The following is a 16,993-nucleotide window of genomic DNA, read 5'->3' on the forward strand; positions in this document are numbered from 1 at the left end:
ATGACAGTCGAACGTCCCCGGAGAGCACTCGGTGTGGTCTTCTTCATCGTCTTCGTGGACCTCCTCGGGTTCGGGATTCTCATCCCGGTGATTCCGCTCTACGCGCTTTCGTTCGGGGCGACGGAGTTCGTCGGAAGTCTGCTCATCGCGTCGTACTCTGCGATGCAATTTCTCGCCGCGCCGGTTCTCGGCCGGTTCTCTGATACGCGCGGGCGACGACCCGTGCTCTTGCTCTCGCTCACGGGGAGCGTCATCGCGTGGACGCTGTTCGGTATCGCGGGGTCACTCGCCGTCCTGTTTGCCGCCCGCATGCTCGCTGGAGCGATGGGCGGCAACATCGCCACTGCACAGGCGTACATCGCAGACATCACCCCGCCCGAAGACAGAGCGAAGGGACTCGGACTACTCGGTGCCGCGTTCGGACTCGGATTCGTCTTCGGACCCGCCCTCGGGGGGTTCTTCGCCAGCGGACCGGTCGTCGCCACCGCGAGTAATGTCCTTCCTGCGTTCGTCCCCACCTCGGAGTTCTCACTCCCGAGTTTCGCCGCCGCCGTCATCACCGGCGTCAACCTCGTCGTCGCGTACTTCGTCCTCCCGGAGTCGCGCCCGCCAGAGGAACGAACCGCAGACCCTGACCGAGTGTCGCGACTCGAACAACTCATGACCGCGCTTCGGACACACGGCCTCGGCGCACTCGTCGTCTCCTTCTTCCTCGCGTCGTTCGCCTTCTCGGCACTGGAGAGTCAGTTCATCTTCCTCACGAACGACCAGTACGGCTACGGCGCGACAGAAAACGCCATCATCCTCACCTACGTCGGACTGGTTCTGGCCGTCGTGCAAGGTGGTCTCGTCGGCCCGTTGACCGACCGCTTCGGTGAGTATCGCCTCGCAGTCGGTGGCGTGGCGATTCAGGTCGTCATGCTCGCCGCCGTCCCGTTCTCGCCCGTTCTCGGGGGATATGTCCCCAGTTTCGGGCCACTCGTCTCGTTCGGACCGGTCCTCCCACCGGGCGTCCTCGCACTGCTCGTCGTGATGACGCCGCTGTCGTTCGGAAACGCGCTCACGAACGTCTCGCTGAACACGCTCGTCTCGCGAACCGCTACGTCGGACGAACAGGGTGGTGCGTTCGGCCTCACGCAGAGCGCCGGGAGTCTCGCACGAACCTTCGGCCCAGCACTCGCTGGCGGCCTCTACACCGGCATCGCGTTCTGGGTACCGTTCGTCGTTGGTGGACTGTTGATGCTCCCGATTCTCGTCCTCCTCGGGCGGTTAGACCGTGAGATAGTCGCGGCGACGACGGCGTAAAAATCGGGGACGAATCGAGAGCGAGACGTTCAGGCGGGCGTCGCGCCTTCCGGCGCTGGCGAGTCGTCGTCGGTTCGGAATCCCGAAACCAGGTCGAGTGAGTCGTCTGTGCTTCCGAGCAGGAACAGCGAGTAGTACCGGAAGAACGTCACCACGGGCATCTGGACGAATGCGCTCACGGCGATGGCAGTGAGGACGAACAGGAGTCCGACGATGCCGAGGAGGACGACGCCCACCGGTGAGAACACGCCGACCTGTGCGCCAGCGAGTGCGAGTGCGATGCCCCCGCCGACGATGGCGAAGGGGATGGCGACGACGAGCAAGAGGAGTGCGACGGCGACGCCGATGGCGATGCCCGCGAGGATGCCGAGGACGAACCTGACGACGACGTAGAGGCCGAACTCGGAGAACTCCGAACGGAACACCGGGACGACGCGTCGCCACGAGTCGATGACTTGCCGGTCTTCGGCTATCATCGTGGGGACGACGAAGTCAGTCGTCAGTTGCAGGGCAATCGCGAGGACGAGGAACACGAGGAGTGCGAGGAACACGAGTGGAATCGCGAGGAGGAACACCGACCCGCCGATGTTGATACCGCCGAATATCACTGCGGCGAGGGGGACGCCGAGCAACAGCAAGACGGCCAGTACCAATCCGATCTGGAAGACGAACAGTCTGAGGCCGAGTCCGAGGCGCTCCCGGAACGGTTTGCGGATGCGCACGTCTTTCGAGACGACGGCGTCGACGAGGACGAACTGCATCACGGACCCGACGATGGACCACACGATACCGAGGAGGATGGCGATTGCCGCCAGTGCGACGACGAGGGTGAAGACGTTACTCGACGTGACCAATCCGGGGAGTGAGTCGATTGGGAAGTCGGTTGGCGGCGCGCCGCCGTCTACCGGGAACGTGAACCCGGTGTTTCCTGCGTTTCCAGCGGTTCCACCGCCACTGCCGACACTGCCGACGAAGAGGGCGATGAGTGCGAGGCGTGCCCACCGTCCCGCGTCGAACGGGAGGAGGAGTGACGCCGTGGCGTCACGAGCGTCGTCGAGGGCGTCGATTGCTTTCCAACTCATACCTGAGAATGCGACGGCTTACGGGATAAAGGTGTTCGAGAATTAATGATTCTAAACGGATAGGAAAAGACAGAACCACGAGACGGCTGTTCGGTTGCCAGCGCTACGACCGACTACCCTCCGTCACTCGTTCGTCACTGCGCCGAGGATGTCGAGGTACCCGGACCCGTAGTAGGCTTTGTCGTAGCCATCGGGAACGGACGCGGCGCGTTTCAACCGCGACTTCACGTCGTCGGCAGAGAGATTCGGGTCGACGGACCGCACGAGAGCGACGGCGGCGGCGACCTGTGGGGCCGCCATCGACGTTCCCGCTTTCCACCCGTAGGCGTGGTCTGCTTTGATGTAGTCTCCCCGTTTGTTGAACTGCGGCGTCGAGACGGTGTTGTACACCAGGTCGTAGAACCACGACTCCGGATACTCCTCGATAGCAGCGAGCAGGGCGTCACCGCCAGGTGCGGCGATGTCGATGGCGTTGGTCCCGTAGTTCGTGTAGAATGCAGGACTCTCCGGGCCCTGTGCTCCGTCACCTGCGTCGAAGGCGTACCCCTTCGGCCCCGTCGCGGCGACGCTGAACGCCTGTGCACCCTCGTTCGGGAGACTGATGAAGTTCTTGTCGTGTTGGAGGTCAGCGGCGTCGTTGCCGGCCGAAATCGTGAGCACCGTCCCCTGACTGTTCGCGTACGTCATGATGCTGTTCAGTCGCTTCCCGTAGAACTCTCGGAGACTCTGTCGGGGAATCGGATACGCGCCGAGACTCAGATTCGCGGCGTCGCTGCCGACGTTCGCGCTGTAGACGACGGCAGCGAGGATGTCCGCGAACGACGCCGTCGGACCAGTCGAGAAGACGCGGCAGTCGACGATTTCGGTTCCGGGTGCGGACCCGACGACGCCTTCGTCGTTGGCGTCGTTTGCGGCGACGATGCCGGCGACGTGCGTCCCGTGGTCACCGCCGGCGGGGACGCCCGCACCGTAGCCATCTCCGGTGAAGTTACGAGAGAGTTCGACGTTGACCGCGTGTTCGAGGTCAGGGTGAGTCGCTGCGACGCCCGAGTCGATGACGGCCACTCGGGTTCCCTCGCCGCGCGTGACGGTGTGAACCTCGGGAACGTCGAGGCTCTGTTTGTCCCACTGAATGGAGTATCCCGGTTCGTCGCGCGTCTCTTCGGGCGCAGACTCGTTGATATCCGGGTCCTGGAGGGAGACTTCGATATCCGGCGCATACGACGACGTGACCGACGAGACGTCCGACTCGCTTCCTTCGACGACGGCGGTACCGGTCGCCGTCAGGTCGTATACCACGTCGAGTCCGGCACGTTCGAGAGTCGCGACGTCGTCTGCCTCGACGACGAACCGGTCGGTCCGTTCGGCGGCGACGACAGTCGAACCCGCGAATATCCCACCCAGGAGGGCACCACTCGTCTTCAGGAACGTACGTCTGTGTTGGTGACGCATACCACGAATTGTGAAACCACTGAACATAGTTGTTATGGCACATTTTAAATCCGAATTTAACTCGCTCTCGGGGACGACTCGACAGCGGGCCGACACCCTCAGGGGCATCGAGTTCGAACGGGGCGACGTATGGTTGGTGTCGAGACTGCGATTAGACTCGTCGGTGGTGTCGTGTTGCTGCTCGCCAACGGATTTTTCGTCGTCTCCGAGTTCGCGATGACGCGTGTTCCACAGTTCGACCAGTCGGCGTTCGAAGGGTCGCGTGGACTCGAACTCGCGTGGAAGATGACGGAACGACTGGAAGTCTTCCTCTCGGGGTGTCAAGTCGGGATTACCATCTCCAGTGTCGGCCTCGGCGTCGTGGCGGAACCTGCCGTCGCCGCTGTCTTCAACGCGCTTCTCGGCGGACAGGCGGGGGCACACACGTCGCTTTCGGTCCTCCTCTCACTGGCCGTCATCAACCTCGCACACGTCGTCCTCGGTGAGCAGGTGCCGACGTATCTCGGCGTCGAGCGGTCACGACTCGTCGCCAAGTACACCGCGCCCCTGTTGTACGGATGGACCAAGCTGATGTACCCCGTCATCGTCGTCGCAGACTGGCTTGCGAAGCGACTGTTGGCGCTCGGTGGCGTCCAGATGACGCGTTCGTGGCAGGAAGCAGAAGTCGACGACGAGGAGTCGGACGACGGCGATGGTCGTCTCAGTCGCGGTGAGGTTCGCAGTCAGATGGGCGACATCCTCGCTCGCGGGTCGCTCCCCGAAGAGCGCCGTCAAGAGGTCCTCAACGCGCTTCGAATCGGCGAGTTGCCGGTTCGGGACGTGATGGTGCCGAAGTCGGACGTCGTCGCACTCGAGACGACGAAGACTACCGACGAGAACCTCGAACTGATTCGGACGAATCCGCAACACTCGCGGTTCCCACTCGTCGGCGACTCGATGGACGACGTTCGAGGCGTCGTCTACGCCCCGACGGTCCTCGCGACTCTCGACCGTCTGGAGGCGGGTGACCGCACCCTCGAAGACGTCGCCGTCCCACCACTGTCGGTACAGTCTGACCTCTCTGTCAGCGAACTCATCGACCGGTTTCAGGCGGAGAATCAGGAACTGGCGATGGTTCGCGACGCGGAAACCAACGAGATAATCGGTCTCGTCACCGCCTCCGACGCCTTCGAGGCGATAACGGGGCAGTTGTACGACCCACTGGACCTCGGCGCGTAAGCACGCGGACGAACAGACCGCCCACGCTTTTTTCCCCGCCCACGTACCGACTGCCATGACCCCATTCGAACGACGAACCCGTGCCTGTCAGGAACGATTGGCCGACGCGGGTGCGGACGCAGTCGTCCTGTTCCCGAGTCGGAACCTCCTCTACCTCGCCGGGTTCGACGAGGAACCCGCCGAGCGCCATCTCTTCTTGTTCGTCCCCCGCGAGGGCGTCCCGGTGTTCCTCGTCCCCGACCTCTACGAGACACAGGTCCGCGCCGAATCGTGGGTCGCGGACGTGGAGACGTGGAGTGACGACGAAGACCCAGTCGCGGCGGTTCGAACCATCACCTCGGACCTCTCGCTCGATGGCGGGCGTCTCCTCGTCGACGACACGATGTGGGCGCAGTTCACACAGGACCTCAGTTCCGTCCTCCCGAACGCCGACTTCGGACTGGCGAGCGAGGTTCTGGCCCCACTTCGGGCGCAAAAAGACGACGCCGAACTCGACGCACTCCGTCGTGCCGGTGCCGTCGCAGACCGAGTCGTCGAACGCCTCCGCGAGATGGGCGACCGGTGTCTCGGGATGACGGAGACGGAACTCGCCGCCGAAATCGAACGCCTCCTCGCCGACGAGGGCGGTGCGGGCGTCGCCTTCGGCCCCATCGTCGGGTCCGGACCGAACGGGGCGATGCCGCATCACACCTACGGCGACCGAATCATCGAATCTGGCGACCCTGTCGTCCTCGACTTCGGAACCTACGTGGACCACTATCCGAGCGACCAGACGCGGACGCTCGTCTTCGGGGGCGACCCGCCCGCCGACTTCGAGGAGGTCCACGACGTCGTTCAGGCCGCCCGAACCGCCGCATTCGAGACGGTCGAACCGGGCGTCACCGCTGGAGCGGTGGACCGCGCGGCACGCGAAGTCATCGAAGACGCGGGGTACGGCGACCGGTTCATCCACCGAACCGGCCACGGCGTCGGCCTCGACGTGCACGAAGAACCGTACATCGTCGCCGGGAGCGACCGAGAACTGGCGGTTGGAAACGTCTTCAGCATCGAACCCGGGGTCTATCTCCCCGACAGGTTCGGTGTTCGAGTCGAGGACCTCGTCGTGGTCACAGAGACGGGTGCAGAACTCCTCAACGACACCGACCGCGGGTGGAACTGTTAACTACCTGACGTTCGAGTTGGGCGTATGGTCTCCCGCGAGAACCTCACCATCCTCGCTTTCGTCCTCGTCTCGTTCCCGGCGGCCTACGCCGTCGAACGACTGACCGGTGATTTCCTCGTCTCCTACGCGACAATCATCGTCGTCGGTGTCGTCGTGCCGACGGCCATCAACGAGTACCGGCGCACCAAACGCGCGCAGAGTCGTGAGTGAGGGCCAGAGACCGAATCGAAGCGTCGTCGAAAGAACGGAGCGTCGTCGAAAGAAGTGAGCGTCGCCCGCGCGACAGTCCGCGTTAGTCGTCGTCTTCGGCGTCGTCGGTTGCGGGTGCGATGTTGCCGATGATGGCGTCGACGTCGGCGTGTTCGTACAGCAGGTCACGCATGCGTTCGACCGTCCGTTCGTCGCGGGTACGACCCGTGCTGACGATGTCTTCGGCACGGTCGGTCACAGAGAGGGTGTCGCCGTTGACCATCAGGACAGGGACGCCCTTCTGTTCGGCCTTCCCGATGACGGCACCGACGGGTCGGTGACCACCGGTGAGGATGATACACTTGACGCCAGGGGCTTCCAGTGCCGCGCGCTGGATGTTCGCGCGGTCACCACCCGTGATGACGGCGGCGTTCTTCGTCCGACGGAAGTACCGAAGCGCGGCGTCGCCGCCCATCGCCCCGACGAGGAACCGTTCGACGAACGCGTCGGTTGGTGCGTCGGTTGCGAGTTCTGCGCCGAGTTCGTCGGCCAGTTCCTGGACGGTGACGCCGGCGAGGTCCTTCTCGTTCGGGATGACGCCGAGGACGGGCACGCCGCGTGCTTCGAGGAACGGTGCGATTTCGGTCTCCAGTTCGTCGTAGGAGGCGTCGCTCACGCGGTTGAAGACGATGCCAGCGAGGCGTTCGCTGCCGATGTCTTCGACGGCGGCGACCACATCGTCGAGGTCACTCGGGTGCTGGTAGTCGGCGACGAGGATGACTTCCGCGTCGAGGAGGTTCGCGATGTCGGCGTCCGTGAGGTTCACGATGCCGCCGGTGCGGTAGGACCCGCCGCCTTCGACGAACATCAGGTCCTTGTCGGCGGAGATGTCGTCGAAGTGGTGGGCGATGACTTCGGAGAGTTCTTCTCCGTTTTCCTTGCCGCGGATGGCACCCTGAATGAACGTCGGCGAGTAGACGACAGGTTCGAGTTGGTGCATCTCGGCGTCGATGTCGAGGAGTTCCCGGGCGAGCATCGGGTCCTCGTCGAGCGTCTTGCCGGTGCTCGACTGCAGGCGCGTCCCTTTCGGCTTCATGTAGCCGACGTCGAGTCCACGTTCTTTGGCCAGCAGGCCCAGTGCGAGCGTGATGGCGGTCTTCCCGGTGCTTTCTCCGGTCGAGGTGACGAGTACCGTATTCATTGTTGGATGTTTGGTTGGTGAAGTGTTTAAAGTTCGTCCGGGTCGACGGTCAGGCGAACGTCGACGGCTTTGACGCCGTCGGGCAGTGCGACCAGCGGGTTGATGTCGAGTTCGAGGATGGCCGGGAAGTCAGTCACGAGTTGCGAGAGACGCTGAATGGTCTCTGCGATACCGTTCGTGTCGACTGGGTCGTTCCCGCGAGCGCCGCGAAGCATCGGTGCGGCGTCGATTTCTTTGGTCATCTCCTCTGCTTCGGACTGTGCGACGGGCGCGACGCGGAACGTCGTATCTTCGAGAATCTCGACGAAGATACCACCGAGACCGAACATCATGAGCGGTCCGAACTGCGGGTCGCGGTTCATGCCGACGATGGTCTCGACGCCGTCGTCGAGGTTGACCATCTCTTGGACCTGCACGCCGAGGATGTTGGCGTCGGGTTGGTAGTTCTTCGCGCGAGTGATGAGGTCCTCGTAGGCGTCGTAGACGTCTTCGTTCTCGACGCCGACTTTGACGCCGCCGATGTCGGACTTGTGGAGGATGTCCGGACTGACGATTTTCATGACGACGTTGCCGTCTATCTCCTCGGCCACTTCGAGCGCGTCGGCCGGGTCGTCGACGATGTCGCCTTTCGGCGTCTCGATGCCGTAGGCGTCGAGCAGTTCCATCGCTTCGACACCGAGGCGCGTCTCGTCGCGGTCTTTGACCGTCTCGAGAATCTCACGGGCACGCTCGCGGTCCACGTCGAACTCTGTCGGCGCGTCGTACTCACGCTGGCGGATGTCGGCGTACTTCGCGAGTGCTTCGAGGCCGTCGACGGCGCGCGATGGGTCGAAGTAGTTCGGGATGCCGGCGTCTTTCATCAGGTCGGACGCGGCGTTGACGCGTTCGCCACCCATGAAACAGGCGGCGATTGGCTTGTCGTGTTTCTGCTGGAGTTCGACGGTGTCCCGTGCGAGTTGGTTGTAGTCGAGGACGGCCGTCGGGGCCGTGAGGACGATGGCGCTCCCGACGTTCGGGTCGGCGAGGGCCACGTCGAGGGCGTCCTTGAAGCGCGCGTTGTCGGCGTCGCCGACGATGTCGACGGGGTTGTAGATGTTCCCTTCCGGTGGGAGTGTCTCGGAGAACTTCTCCAGCGTCGGGTCGGTGAAGTCCGCCATTTCGAGGTCGGATTCACCGATGGCGTCGGTGGTCATCACGCCGGGGCCACCGGCGTTCGTGATGACGGCGACGTCTTTGTTTTCGGGGAGTGGTTGGTCGCCCAGGACGCGGGCGGTGTCGAAGAGGTGCTGGACCGAGTCGGCGCGAAGGACGCCCGCCTGTTCGAGACCCGCCTCGTAGGCGGCGTCCGACCCGGCAATCGTCCCGGTGTGGGAGGAGGCGGCCTGTGCGCCGGCGTCGGTCTTGCCGGACTTCACGAGGACGATTGGCGTGTCTCTCGTCACCTCGCGGGCGGAGTCGATGAACTCGCGGCCCGCGCTGATGCCTTCGAGGTAGCCGATGATGACTTCGGTGTCAGGGTCGTCGTTCCACACCTCGATGAAGTCGGCCTCGTCGAGGACCGCCTTGTTGCCCAGAGAGGCGATGTCCTTGAAGCCGATGTCTTCGTCGTTGGCCCAGTCGATGACGGCCGTGATGAACGCGCCCGACTGGCTCATAAAGGACATGTTCCCGTCGAGCGCCATGTCGGGGCCGAACGTCGCGTTCATCCCGACGTCGGTGTTCATGATGCCCAGACTGTTGGGGCCGACGACGTTCATGTCGTACTCGGCAGCGATTTCGCGGAGTTCTTGTTCACGAGCGGCACCCTCACTGCCGGTCTCACCGAACCCGGCCGTGATGACCACCGCGTTCTTGATACCTGCCTTGCCGGCGGACTTCATCGCGGGAAGTACCACCTTCGGTGGGACGACGATGACTGCGAGGTCAGCGTTCGTCTCACCGACGTCGCCGTAACACTGCAGGCCGAACAGTTCGTCGTACTTGGGGTTGACCGGGACGACCTCACCGTCGAAGTCGGCAATGAGGTTGTCCATGATGGCCCGGCCAATGGCCCCTTCGCGCTCGGTCGCGCCAACCACTGCGATACGGTTCGGCGCGAACAACTCGGATAACTCTCCCATCACCTTCTGATACCCAGAGACGACTGATAAATTCGGGGGTGTGGGGCGTCTCACGGCCTTTGGTGGCATGCTACAGTAGTGCGATTAATCAGGACATTCAGATTTCGTTTCTCCCATTCGGGAGAGTAATTATCTATTTCGCACGCTGACGAGCGAGGTTCTATTATTCCCCAAACACCTATAGATTTACCCCGAATATCACGGTTCATGTCGTCTGCCTCCGATGACACGCCCCTCCACCAGACGAGGAACGCTCGAATCGCTGTCGTCGTGGTTCTGGTCGTCAGTCTCGCGTACGCCCTGCTCGTCGCCCAACAGATACTCCTGTGGGTACTCGTCGTCGTCACCGTCGTCGTCCTGTGGTACGCCGCACGACTCGTCGTCGCGATGGAGCAAATCGCGACACATCTCGAACGTCTCGCAGACGACCAGTCTGTGACGAACGAGTACAGCGGGGAGACGTCAACCGAGTGAGGATTACATTAAATCACACAGACGGTGTCGGGTCGATAGAACGTCTGACGGTGAAGAGTATCACCGGAACCGTCGCGAGCGAGACGGTGAATCGTCGACTCTGTCCGAATCCCCCGACTGTCGAAGAAATCAGAGGGTACCGTTTATTAGAGTATTTTATACTGGCTTCGGAACATCTTAACTAACTTCCTATAGCGAGAAGTTAACTTCGCAATGTATCAGTTACAGGTGACGTTGACAGACTCACTCGCACAGTTGACGAACGAAGTAATCGCGTTCCTTCCGAATCTCGTCGGTGCGCTTCTCGTCCTGCTCATCGGGTGGCTCGTTGGGCGGTTCGCCGGCCGAGTCGTCGCCGGGCTTGCAGACCGAGTCGAACTCGACAGAGCAGTACTCACGACACCGATTGGAGACATCCTCGGGGGAACAGAAGCGGCGGTATCTGGTGCGTTCGGGACGCTCACGAGGTGGTTCGTCTACGCAGTCACCGTCGTCGCAGCAGCAGACGTCCTCGCGGTAGAGCTCTTCTCCGAGTGGGTGTCGACGGCCGTCTCGTACGCACCGGCGTTCGTGGCCGGACTGCTCGTCATCGTCCTCGGGTTCGTCGTCGCCGACTTCATCGGTGACGCCATCAAGGGGACTCGTGCTGCCACGGAGACGCCGTACACGAACATCTTCGCCGTCGGGACGCGGATGTTCCTCTACTTCACCGCCGTCGTCATCGGTCTGAGCACGATGGGTATCGACGTGGCGATACTCTTTACCATCGCACAGGCGTTCGCGTGGGGTATCGCCGCCGCCCTCGCCATCGGTGTCGGTGGCGCAGTCGCCTTCGGTGCGCGTGACTACGTCGCCGCCAACGTTGAACGCTGGATGGGTTCCGCCCGGTCCGTCGCGGCGTCGCCCGTCTCCCCGATGGGCAGCGACAGCGACACGTCCGAGGGCGCATCCCCCGCCGACGACTGAACGAATCGACCATCTTCTTTCGCCGTCTGAGAGGCACGGTCTGACTGACTGAACGAGCCTCGCACACCGGACTTTCCTACCTCACATACCAGATTGCATACGGTATATTCGGTGGAGAGTTTTTGGCTCGGCGAAACCTGAAATGGCAGAATTCTCCACTCTATGGGTTTAGGCTTGCCGAAAAATATCTATTATATGATAATACTTATCGGGCTCGAACAGCTACACGTGGTATGGACCAACTGGCCGCCCTCGTGTTCGTCTTTATCGCAGGGCTCATCACGGCAATCGCCACCGGTATCGGTGCGTTGCCGTTCTTCTTCGTCTCGGACGTGAGCGACCGCTGGAACGTGGCGCTCTGGGGTATCGCATCGGGAATCATGGTCTCCGCATCGCTGTTTGGCCTCGTCTTCGAGGGCCTCGCCAACGGGACGCCACTCCAGTTGGGCATCGGTATGCTCGCCGGCGTCGTCCTCGTCCTCGTCGCTCACTACGTCATCGAGGGGGCAGAGGTCACTCCGAAGAAGTACGAGCGGGCCGACTTCAAGAAACTCCTGATGATTCTCGGTATCCTCACCGTCCACAGTTTCCCCGAGGGCGTCGCCGTCGGCGTCTCTTTCGCCGACCTAGGGTTAGAAGGCGGTGTGGAGATGCTCGGCTTTACCGTCCCCTTGCTCGCGGTGTTCATGACCATCGCCATCTCGATTCACAACATCCCGGAGGGACTCGCTATCTCCATTCCGCTTCGGTCGATGGACGTCCCCAACTGGAAACTCGTCTGGTGGGCAATCTTCTCTAGCCTCCCACAGCCAATCGGTGCGGTCATCGCGTTCTACTTCGTGCGTGTCGCCCGCGAGTTCCTCCCGTTCGGGTTCGGATTCGCCGCCGGCGCGATGGTGTTCCTCGTCCTCACGGAGTTCATCCCCGAAGCGCTGGAACTCGGTGAACGCCTCCCCCGTGGCGGGAAAGTGGAACTCCTCGCGGGACTCGTCGCCGGGTTCGCCATCATGGTTCCGTTGGCGTTCATCTGACGCGTCGGACTGGTTTTCGGGCGGCGTGTGCCCACTATCGCTGTGTCAACTCTCGTTCGATACCGATAGGCGTCGCTCTCCACGGCGACGTGAACCCACGGCAAAATAACAGTAGTCGAGTCGTGTCGAACCCCGCTTAGTGCGAGTGACCGAGTGCCTCAGAGAGCGGGAGGCCGAAGCGCTCTTCGAAGAGTTCCTCCATCTTCTCGTTGATTTCGGCGATGTCGGACGGCGCGCCACCCTCGCTGTGGTGTGCGACGACGTGTGCCTGCTGTGCGAACGCCTGGACGACGATGTCGGCGACGACGTCCGTCGGTTCTTCGCCCTGCTCCGCGAAGATGTCGACGAGGCCCGCAGGAAGTTCGAGTGCTTCGGAGTCACCGGCCGGTCCTTCGATGGTGTACGTCTCAGTTTCGACCATGCAAACACGTGAGACCGGACGCGGGTTAAGGCTTGAGTTTACGGGCGTCGGAGACGCCATCTCGCCCGGTGGCCAGTCGTGTCCAGCGGTGGCGACTCGCCTCAGTCAGTCTGCGGGATTGCGAGCGTTCCGACGACGAAGAACGCACCAGCGAGGGCGGCCAGAATCAACAGGTCGAGCGCCCACGCACCGCCAGAGTAGGTGAGTGCGCGGACGCCACGGGCGAAGAACGTCAGCGGCGAGAGGTTCAACGCCGGTTGGAACCACGCCGGCAGCAACTCGGGTGTCACGAACGTCTCCGAGAGGAACAGCAGTGGCAACGCGATGGCGTTGCTCGCGGCGATGACGCCGTCTTGCGACCCGGCGAGACTGCCGATGATGGCTCCGAGGCCACAGAACAGCGTCACACCGAGTGCGATGAACGGAACGAGTGCGAGCGTCGCCGGCGACAGCGGAATCGACGCCCCGGTGACGACAACCGAGAGGCCGAGGAGCAACAGCGCCGCGAGGCCGATGACGACGACGTTGACGAGCGAGTGGGCCAACAACCACTCGCTTCGAGACAGCGGCGTCGTCGCCAACTTCTCGAATCGGTTGCCGTCGCGGTGCCGGGCGATGGTACTGCCGACGCGCGACAGCGGTGTAAAGAGGACGACGACGGCGAGGTAGCCGGCGATGTAGTACTCCTTCGGTTCGGCGAAGAGGCCGCCACCGGTCGGTTGAGTCTGAACGAGCGCCCCGAAGATGACGACGATGATGGCCGGGAAGAAGAACGTGAAGAAGACGGCCGTCCGCCGGCGGAGGAACGAGTGCCACGAGGCGACGAACTCGGACCGAACGCGTTCGAGACGACTCATCGGTCACCTCCAATCGCCGCGGCGGCGGCGGGACGCGCGCCTTCGAACTGTTCGCCCGTCAGCGAGAGGTACACCTCTTCGAGGCCCGGTTGCTTCCAGACGAGTGATTCGTAGACGATACCCGCGTCGTCGAGGGCGGCAACCGCCGGGCCAATCTGTCGCGGACCGACGCCGTAGACGGTGATACCGTCGGCGGTCATCTCTCCGGAGAGTGACGCGGGGAGCGAAACCGAGTCGAAGTCGATATCGCTCGCGGTTTTGACGACCAGTCGACTCTCGCCGCCGTGTTCGGCGACGAGTTGGTCCGGACGCCCCACCGTGACGAGTTGTCCCTCGTTGAGTAGGCCGACGCGGTCCGCGAGTCGTTCGACTTCCTCCATCGAGTGACTCGTCAGAAAGACCGTCGTCCCAAGGTCTGCGAGTTCGTCGACGAGCGTCCACAGCGACCGACGCCCCGCGGGGTCGATACCCGTCGTGGGTTCGTCCAGAAAGAGGACGTCCGGGTCGTTGACGAGCGTCAGCGCGATGCAGGCACGCCGCTGTTGGCCACCCGAGAGGTTCTCGTACCACGTGTCCGCCGCGTCCGCGAGGCCGACGTCTGCGAGGACGTCGTCCGGGTCACGTGCGTCGTCGTAGAGGCCCGCGTAGTAGGCGACGAGTTCGCGCGCGGACAGTCGCCCTGCTGGTCGGAAGTCCTGTGGCAAGAGGGCGAGTCGCTGTCGGTCCACGTCCGTCGGGTCGCCCCCGAGGACGGACGCAGTTCCGCTGTCGGGGGTCGTCGTCCCCGTCAGTGCGCGAATCAGCGTCGTCTTCCCCGCGCCGTTCGGGCCGATGAGGCCGAAGACCTCGCCCTCGGCGACCGACAGGGAGACGCCCGAGAGCGCCTCCACGTCGCCGTAGGACTTCGTGAGGCCGTCAGCGACGAGTACCTCGTTCATGTGATACCCGACGGACCCGTCGGGTGGTAAGGGATTCGGAATCGACGTTGCGTCCGGGGTCCGAGCGCTCCCGGAGGAAGCCTTACTCCCCACGAGGCCCTCTCGGTTGACATGAACGGTTCCCGACGCGCCTTCCTCGCGACGACAGGCGCCGCCGTCCTCGGTGGCCTCGCTGGTTGTATCGGTGCACCGGGTGGTGGCGGTGGAGACGAGACGACGACTCCGTCGACTGGAGAGACGACGGACGGGACGACGACGGCCGACGCAGGGGGTAACCTCGCAGACGTCGAACTCCGGTTCGAGACACTTGCGGGCGGTTTCGCCTCTCCCGTCGACGTCGCCATCCCGGAAGGGTTCGACGGTGACCGCCGATTCGTGGTGGACCAACCCGGCCGAATGTGGCTTCACAGCGAGATGGAACTCCATTCGGACCCGTATCTCGACATCACAGACCGGGTCGTCGACCTGAACGGATACGACGAACGCGGCTTTCTCGGCGTCGCCTTCCACCCGGAGTTCGTGGACAACGGCCGTCTGTATCTTCGGTACAGCACTCCGCGTCGGTCAGGGACGCCGTCGAACTACAGTCACACGTTCGTCCTGAGCGAACTGACTGTCGACCCCGAGGCGATGACTGTCTCGGCCGACTCCGAGCGGACGCTCCTCGAAATCCCGCAACCACAGTCGAATCACAACGCCGGCGCACTCGCGTTCGGCCCTGATGGCTTCCTCTACGTCGCTGTCGGTGACGGCGGTGCAGGCAACGACCAGGGCACTGGCCACGCAGACGACTGGTACGACGGCGTCGCCGGCGGCAACGGACAGGACGTGACGTCGAACCTCCTCGGGAGTATCCTCCGAATCGACGTGGACGCCGAGGGCGAGGACAGGCCGTACGGGATTCCGGACGACAACCCACTCGTCGGGCGGGAGGGGTTCGACGAACAGTACGCGTGGGGCTTCCGGAACCCGTGGCGACTCTCGTTCGACGGCGAGGACCTATACGCCGCGGACGTGGGGCAGGCCCGGTGGGAAGAGGTGAACCTCGTCGAACGTGGCGGCAACTACGGGTGGAACGTCCGCGAAGGCGCGCACTGCTTCCGCGCGGACAACTGTCCGACCGAGACGCCGGATGGAACCCCACTCGTCGACCCGGTTCTCGAATATCCGCACACCGGAAGCGGACCGTCGGGTATCGCGGTCATCGGCGGGTACGTCTACCGCGGCGACGAGATTTCTGCCCTGTCGGGTGCCTACGTCTTCGCCGACTGGCAGTCACGTGGGCGTCTGTTCGCCGCACGGCCACAGGCGTCGAAACCGTGGGATATCGCCGAAATACCGATTTCCGGCCGCGACGACGGGGGGACGAACGTGCTCTCGTTCGGGCGCGGCCCGACGGGCGAACTCTACGTCTGTACGAGCAAAAACAGGGGCGTCAGTGGTTCGTCTGGCACGTTGAACCGAATTCGGAGCGTCTGATATTGGAACCGCCGAAACGACCGACTCACTCGCCACCGACGTTGACGCGGCGTCCGGTCGTCGCCGATTCGTAGGCCGCTTCGGTGAGCGCGGTGACACGGAGGGCGTCTATTGCTGGGATTGCGAGGTCAGCCTCGTCGCGGGCGGCGTCGACGAAGTTTCGGAGTTTCTTCTCGGTCAATCGCTCGAACTCCGGTTTCGGTGGTGTCGCGCGGTACGTCACGTCGCCTTCGGTCACTTCGATGCTTTCGCCGTCGAAGACGACCATGCCGTCGGTGCCGACGATGCGAAGAGACTCGCCCGGTGCGGGGATGCTCGGACCGTCCCCAGAGACGGCGACGCTGGCCGTGAGTCGCTCGCCGTCCCTGTCGAGGACGACGGCTAGCGCAGAGTTCACGTCCACGTCGTGGCCTCGGTGGTCGACGGCCGCCGCGACGGTGACGGGTTTCGAACGCGTCACCCACAGCATGGCGTCGAGCAGGTGCGACCCCGAATCGTACAGTTGGCCGCCGCCGGAGAGTGCCGGGTCGCCGCGCCACTCGTCTTTCGTCCACTTGATCCACTCCTGTTCGAGGTGGCAGACGACCATGTGTGGGTCGCCGATGCGTCCGGAGTCGACGATGCGCCGGAGTTCGTGAAATCGCGGGTCGAAGTGGCGCTGATAGCCGACGGCGAGCGTGAGGTTCTCGTCGGCCGCTCGGTCGATGAGTGCCTGTGCGCCCCCGAGGTCTGTCACCATCGGTTTTTCGAGGTGGACGTGGAGTCCCGCTTCCAGTGCCGCCAGCGCCTGGTCGAAGTGCATCGTGTGCGGCGATGCGATGGTCACCGCGTCGAGGAACTCGCCGTCCAACAGTTCGTCGACAGTCTCGTAGACGGGGACGCCGAACTCGTCTGCGAACTTGTCGCGTGCGTCCTCGTCCGGGTCGACGCCGGCGATGATACTCACCCCGTCCATCTCGTCGAAGAGACGACACTCCATCACACCGAGACTTCCGAGGCCGATGCCTGCGACTCGAAACATGAATTACATGTCGCGTGCGGGCGGCAAAAGCGTGCGGGCGAGTCACGTCCGGGGGTGGCCCACTGCCCCGTCGTCTT

The 16,993-nt window shown here is 63.4% G+C and carries 16 protein-coding genes; 8 read left to right on the forward strand and 8 right to left on the reverse strand.

The annotated features are described in order from the left end of the window. Window positions 1–1,305 (forward strand): MFS transporter, encoded by a 1,305-nt coding sequence (locus ACK3R5_RS04660; RefSeq protein ID WP_411962899.1) that lies wholly within the window; start codon window positions 1–3, stop codon window positions 1,303–1,305. A gap of 29 nt (window positions 1,306–1,334) precedes the next feature. Here the strand turns inward: ACK3R5_RS04660 and ACK3R5_RS04665 are convergent, their stop codons facing one another. Together ACK3R5_RS04665 and ACK3R5_RS04670 are read right to left on the reverse strand one after the other, a co-directional pair. After that, window positions 1,335–2,387, reverse strand: coding sequence for a hypothetical protein (locus ACK3R5_RS04665; protein WP_411968211.1), 1,053 nt, complete (start codon window positions 2,385–2,387; stop codon window positions 1,335–1,337). Between the two features lie 123 nt (window positions 2,388–2,510). Continuing rightward, entirely contained in the window at window positions 2,511–3,839 is a 1,329-nt protein-coding gene (locus ACK3R5_RS04670) for a S8 family peptidase (protein ID WP_411968212.1), read from the reverse strand. A 129-nt stretch (window positions 3,840–3,968) separates the two neighbouring features. Here ACK3R5_RS04670 and ACK3R5_RS04675 point away from each other — a divergent pair, with 129 nt between their 5' ends. From ACK3R5_RS04675 to ACK3R5_RS04685, 3 genes are read left to right on the forward strand one after another with little or no spacing between them, the layout of a single operon-like run. Beyond that, window positions 3,969–5,057, forward strand: coding sequence for a CNNM domain-containing protein (locus tag ACK3R5_RS04675; protein ID WP_411962902.1), 1,089 nt, complete (start codon window positions 3,969–3,971; stop codon window positions 5,055–5,057). A gap of 55 nt (window positions 5,058–5,112) precedes the next feature. After that, window positions 5,113–6,219: a M24 family metallopeptidase gene (locus tag ACK3R5_RS04680; protein ID WP_411968213.1), complete on the forward strand. Its 1,107-nt coding sequence runs from the start codon at window positions 5,113–5,115 to the stop codon at window positions 6,217–6,219. A 24-nt stretch (window positions 6,220–6,243) separates the two neighbouring features. Next, entirely contained in the window at window positions 6,244–6,429 is a 186-nt protein-coding gene (locus tag ACK3R5_RS04685; protein ID WP_411962904.1) for a hypothetical protein, read from the forward strand. An 82-nt stretch (window positions 6,430–6,511) separates the two neighbouring features. Here the strand turns inward: ACK3R5_RS04685 and ACK3R5_RS04690 are convergent, their stop codons facing one another. Then, window positions 6,512–7,609 carry a phosphotransacetylase family protein gene (locus ACK3R5_RS04690; RefSeq protein WP_411962905.1) on the reverse strand — a complete coding sequence of 366 codons (1,098 nt, stop codon included), beginning with the start codon at window positions 7,607–7,609 and terminating at the stop codon, window positions 6,512–6,514. 26 nt (window positions 7,610–7,635) lie between these two features. Further along, window positions 7,636–9,729: an acetate--CoA ligase family protein gene (locus ACK3R5_RS04695; RefSeq protein WP_411968215.1), complete on the reverse strand. Its 2,094-nt coding sequence runs from the start codon at window positions 9,727–9,729 to the stop codon at window positions 7,636–7,638. Window positions 9,730–9,936: 207 nt separating this feature from the next. Between ACK3R5_RS04695 and ACK3R5_RS04700 the strand changes: the two genes are divergently transcribed. The 3 genes from ACK3R5_RS04700 to ACK3R5_RS04710 all read left to right on the forward strand — a co-directional run bounded on the left by ACK3R5_RS04700 (window position 9,937) and on the right by ACK3R5_RS04710 (window position 12,200). Then, the gene (locus ACK3R5_RS04700) at window positions 9,937–10,203 is read left to right on the forward strand and encodes a hypothetical protein (RefSeq protein WP_411968216.1); all 267 of its coding nucleotides are present in this window, start codon (window positions 9,937–9,939) and stop codon (window positions 10,201–10,203) included. A gap of 213 nt (window positions 10,204–10,416) precedes the next feature. Beyond that, entirely contained in the window at window positions 10,417–11,169 is a 753-nt protein-coding gene (locus ACK3R5_RS04705; RefSeq protein WP_411962908.1) for a mechanosensitive ion channel family protein, read from the forward strand. 233 nt (window positions 11,170–11,402) lie between these two features. Next, window positions 11,403–12,200, forward strand: coding sequence for a ZIP family metal transporter (locus ACK3R5_RS04710; RefSeq protein ID WP_411968217.1), 798 nt, complete (start codon window positions 11,403–11,405; stop codon window positions 12,198–12,200). Window positions 12,201–12,336: 136 nt separating this feature from the next. Here ACK3R5_RS04710 and ACK3R5_RS04715 read toward each other — a convergent pair whose 3' ends face one another. The 3 genes from ACK3R5_RS04715 to ACK3R5_RS04725 all read right to left on the reverse strand — a co-directional run bounded on the left by ACK3R5_RS04715 (window position 12,337) and on the right by ACK3R5_RS04725 (window position 14,416). Further along, window positions 12,337–12,621 (reverse strand): hypothetical protein, encoded by a 285-nt coding sequence (locus ACK3R5_RS04715; RefSeq protein WP_411962910.1) that lies wholly within the window; start codon window positions 12,619–12,621, stop codon window positions 12,337–12,339. A 101-nt stretch (window positions 12,622–12,722) separates the two neighbouring features. Next, a complete protein-coding gene (locus ACK3R5_RS04720) occupies window positions 12,723–13,478 on the reverse strand; it encodes an ABC transporter permease (RefSeq protein WP_411962911.1) in 756 nt (251 codons plus the stop codon). Further along, a complete protein-coding gene (locus ACK3R5_RS04725) occupies window positions 13,475–14,416 on the reverse strand; it encodes an ABC transporter ATP-binding protein (RefSeq protein WP_411968218.1) in 942 nt (313 codons plus the stop codon). The genes ACK3R5_RS04720 and ACK3R5_RS04725 overlap by 4 nt, the downstream gene beginning before the upstream one ends. Before the next feature lie 111 nt (window positions 14,417–14,527). On the opposite strand from ACK3R5_RS04725, the gene ACK3R5_RS04730 reads away from it, so the two are divergent. Beyond that, on the forward strand, window positions 14,528–15,895 hold the full coding sequence (locus tag ACK3R5_RS04730; RefSeq protein ID WP_411968219.1) for a PQQ-dependent sugar dehydrogenase: 1,368 nt from the start codon (window positions 14,528–14,530) through the stop codon (window positions 15,893–15,895). A 25-nt stretch (window positions 15,896–15,920) separates the two neighbouring features. Here ACK3R5_RS04730 and ACK3R5_RS04735 read toward each other — a convergent pair whose 3' ends face one another. After that, window positions 15,921–16,916: a Gfo/Idh/MocA family protein gene (locus tag ACK3R5_RS04735; protein WP_411962914.1), complete on the reverse strand. Its 996-nt coding sequence runs from the start codon at window positions 16,914–16,916 to the stop codon at window positions 15,921–15,923. Between the last annotated feature and the right edge of the window lie 77 nt (window positions 16,917–16,993).

The organism is Haloferax sp. YSSS75, assembly GCF_046764215.1.
In the GTDB taxonomy this organism is placed as follows: domain Archaea; phylum Halobacteriota; class Halobacteria; order Halobacteriales; family Haloferacaceae; genus Haloferax.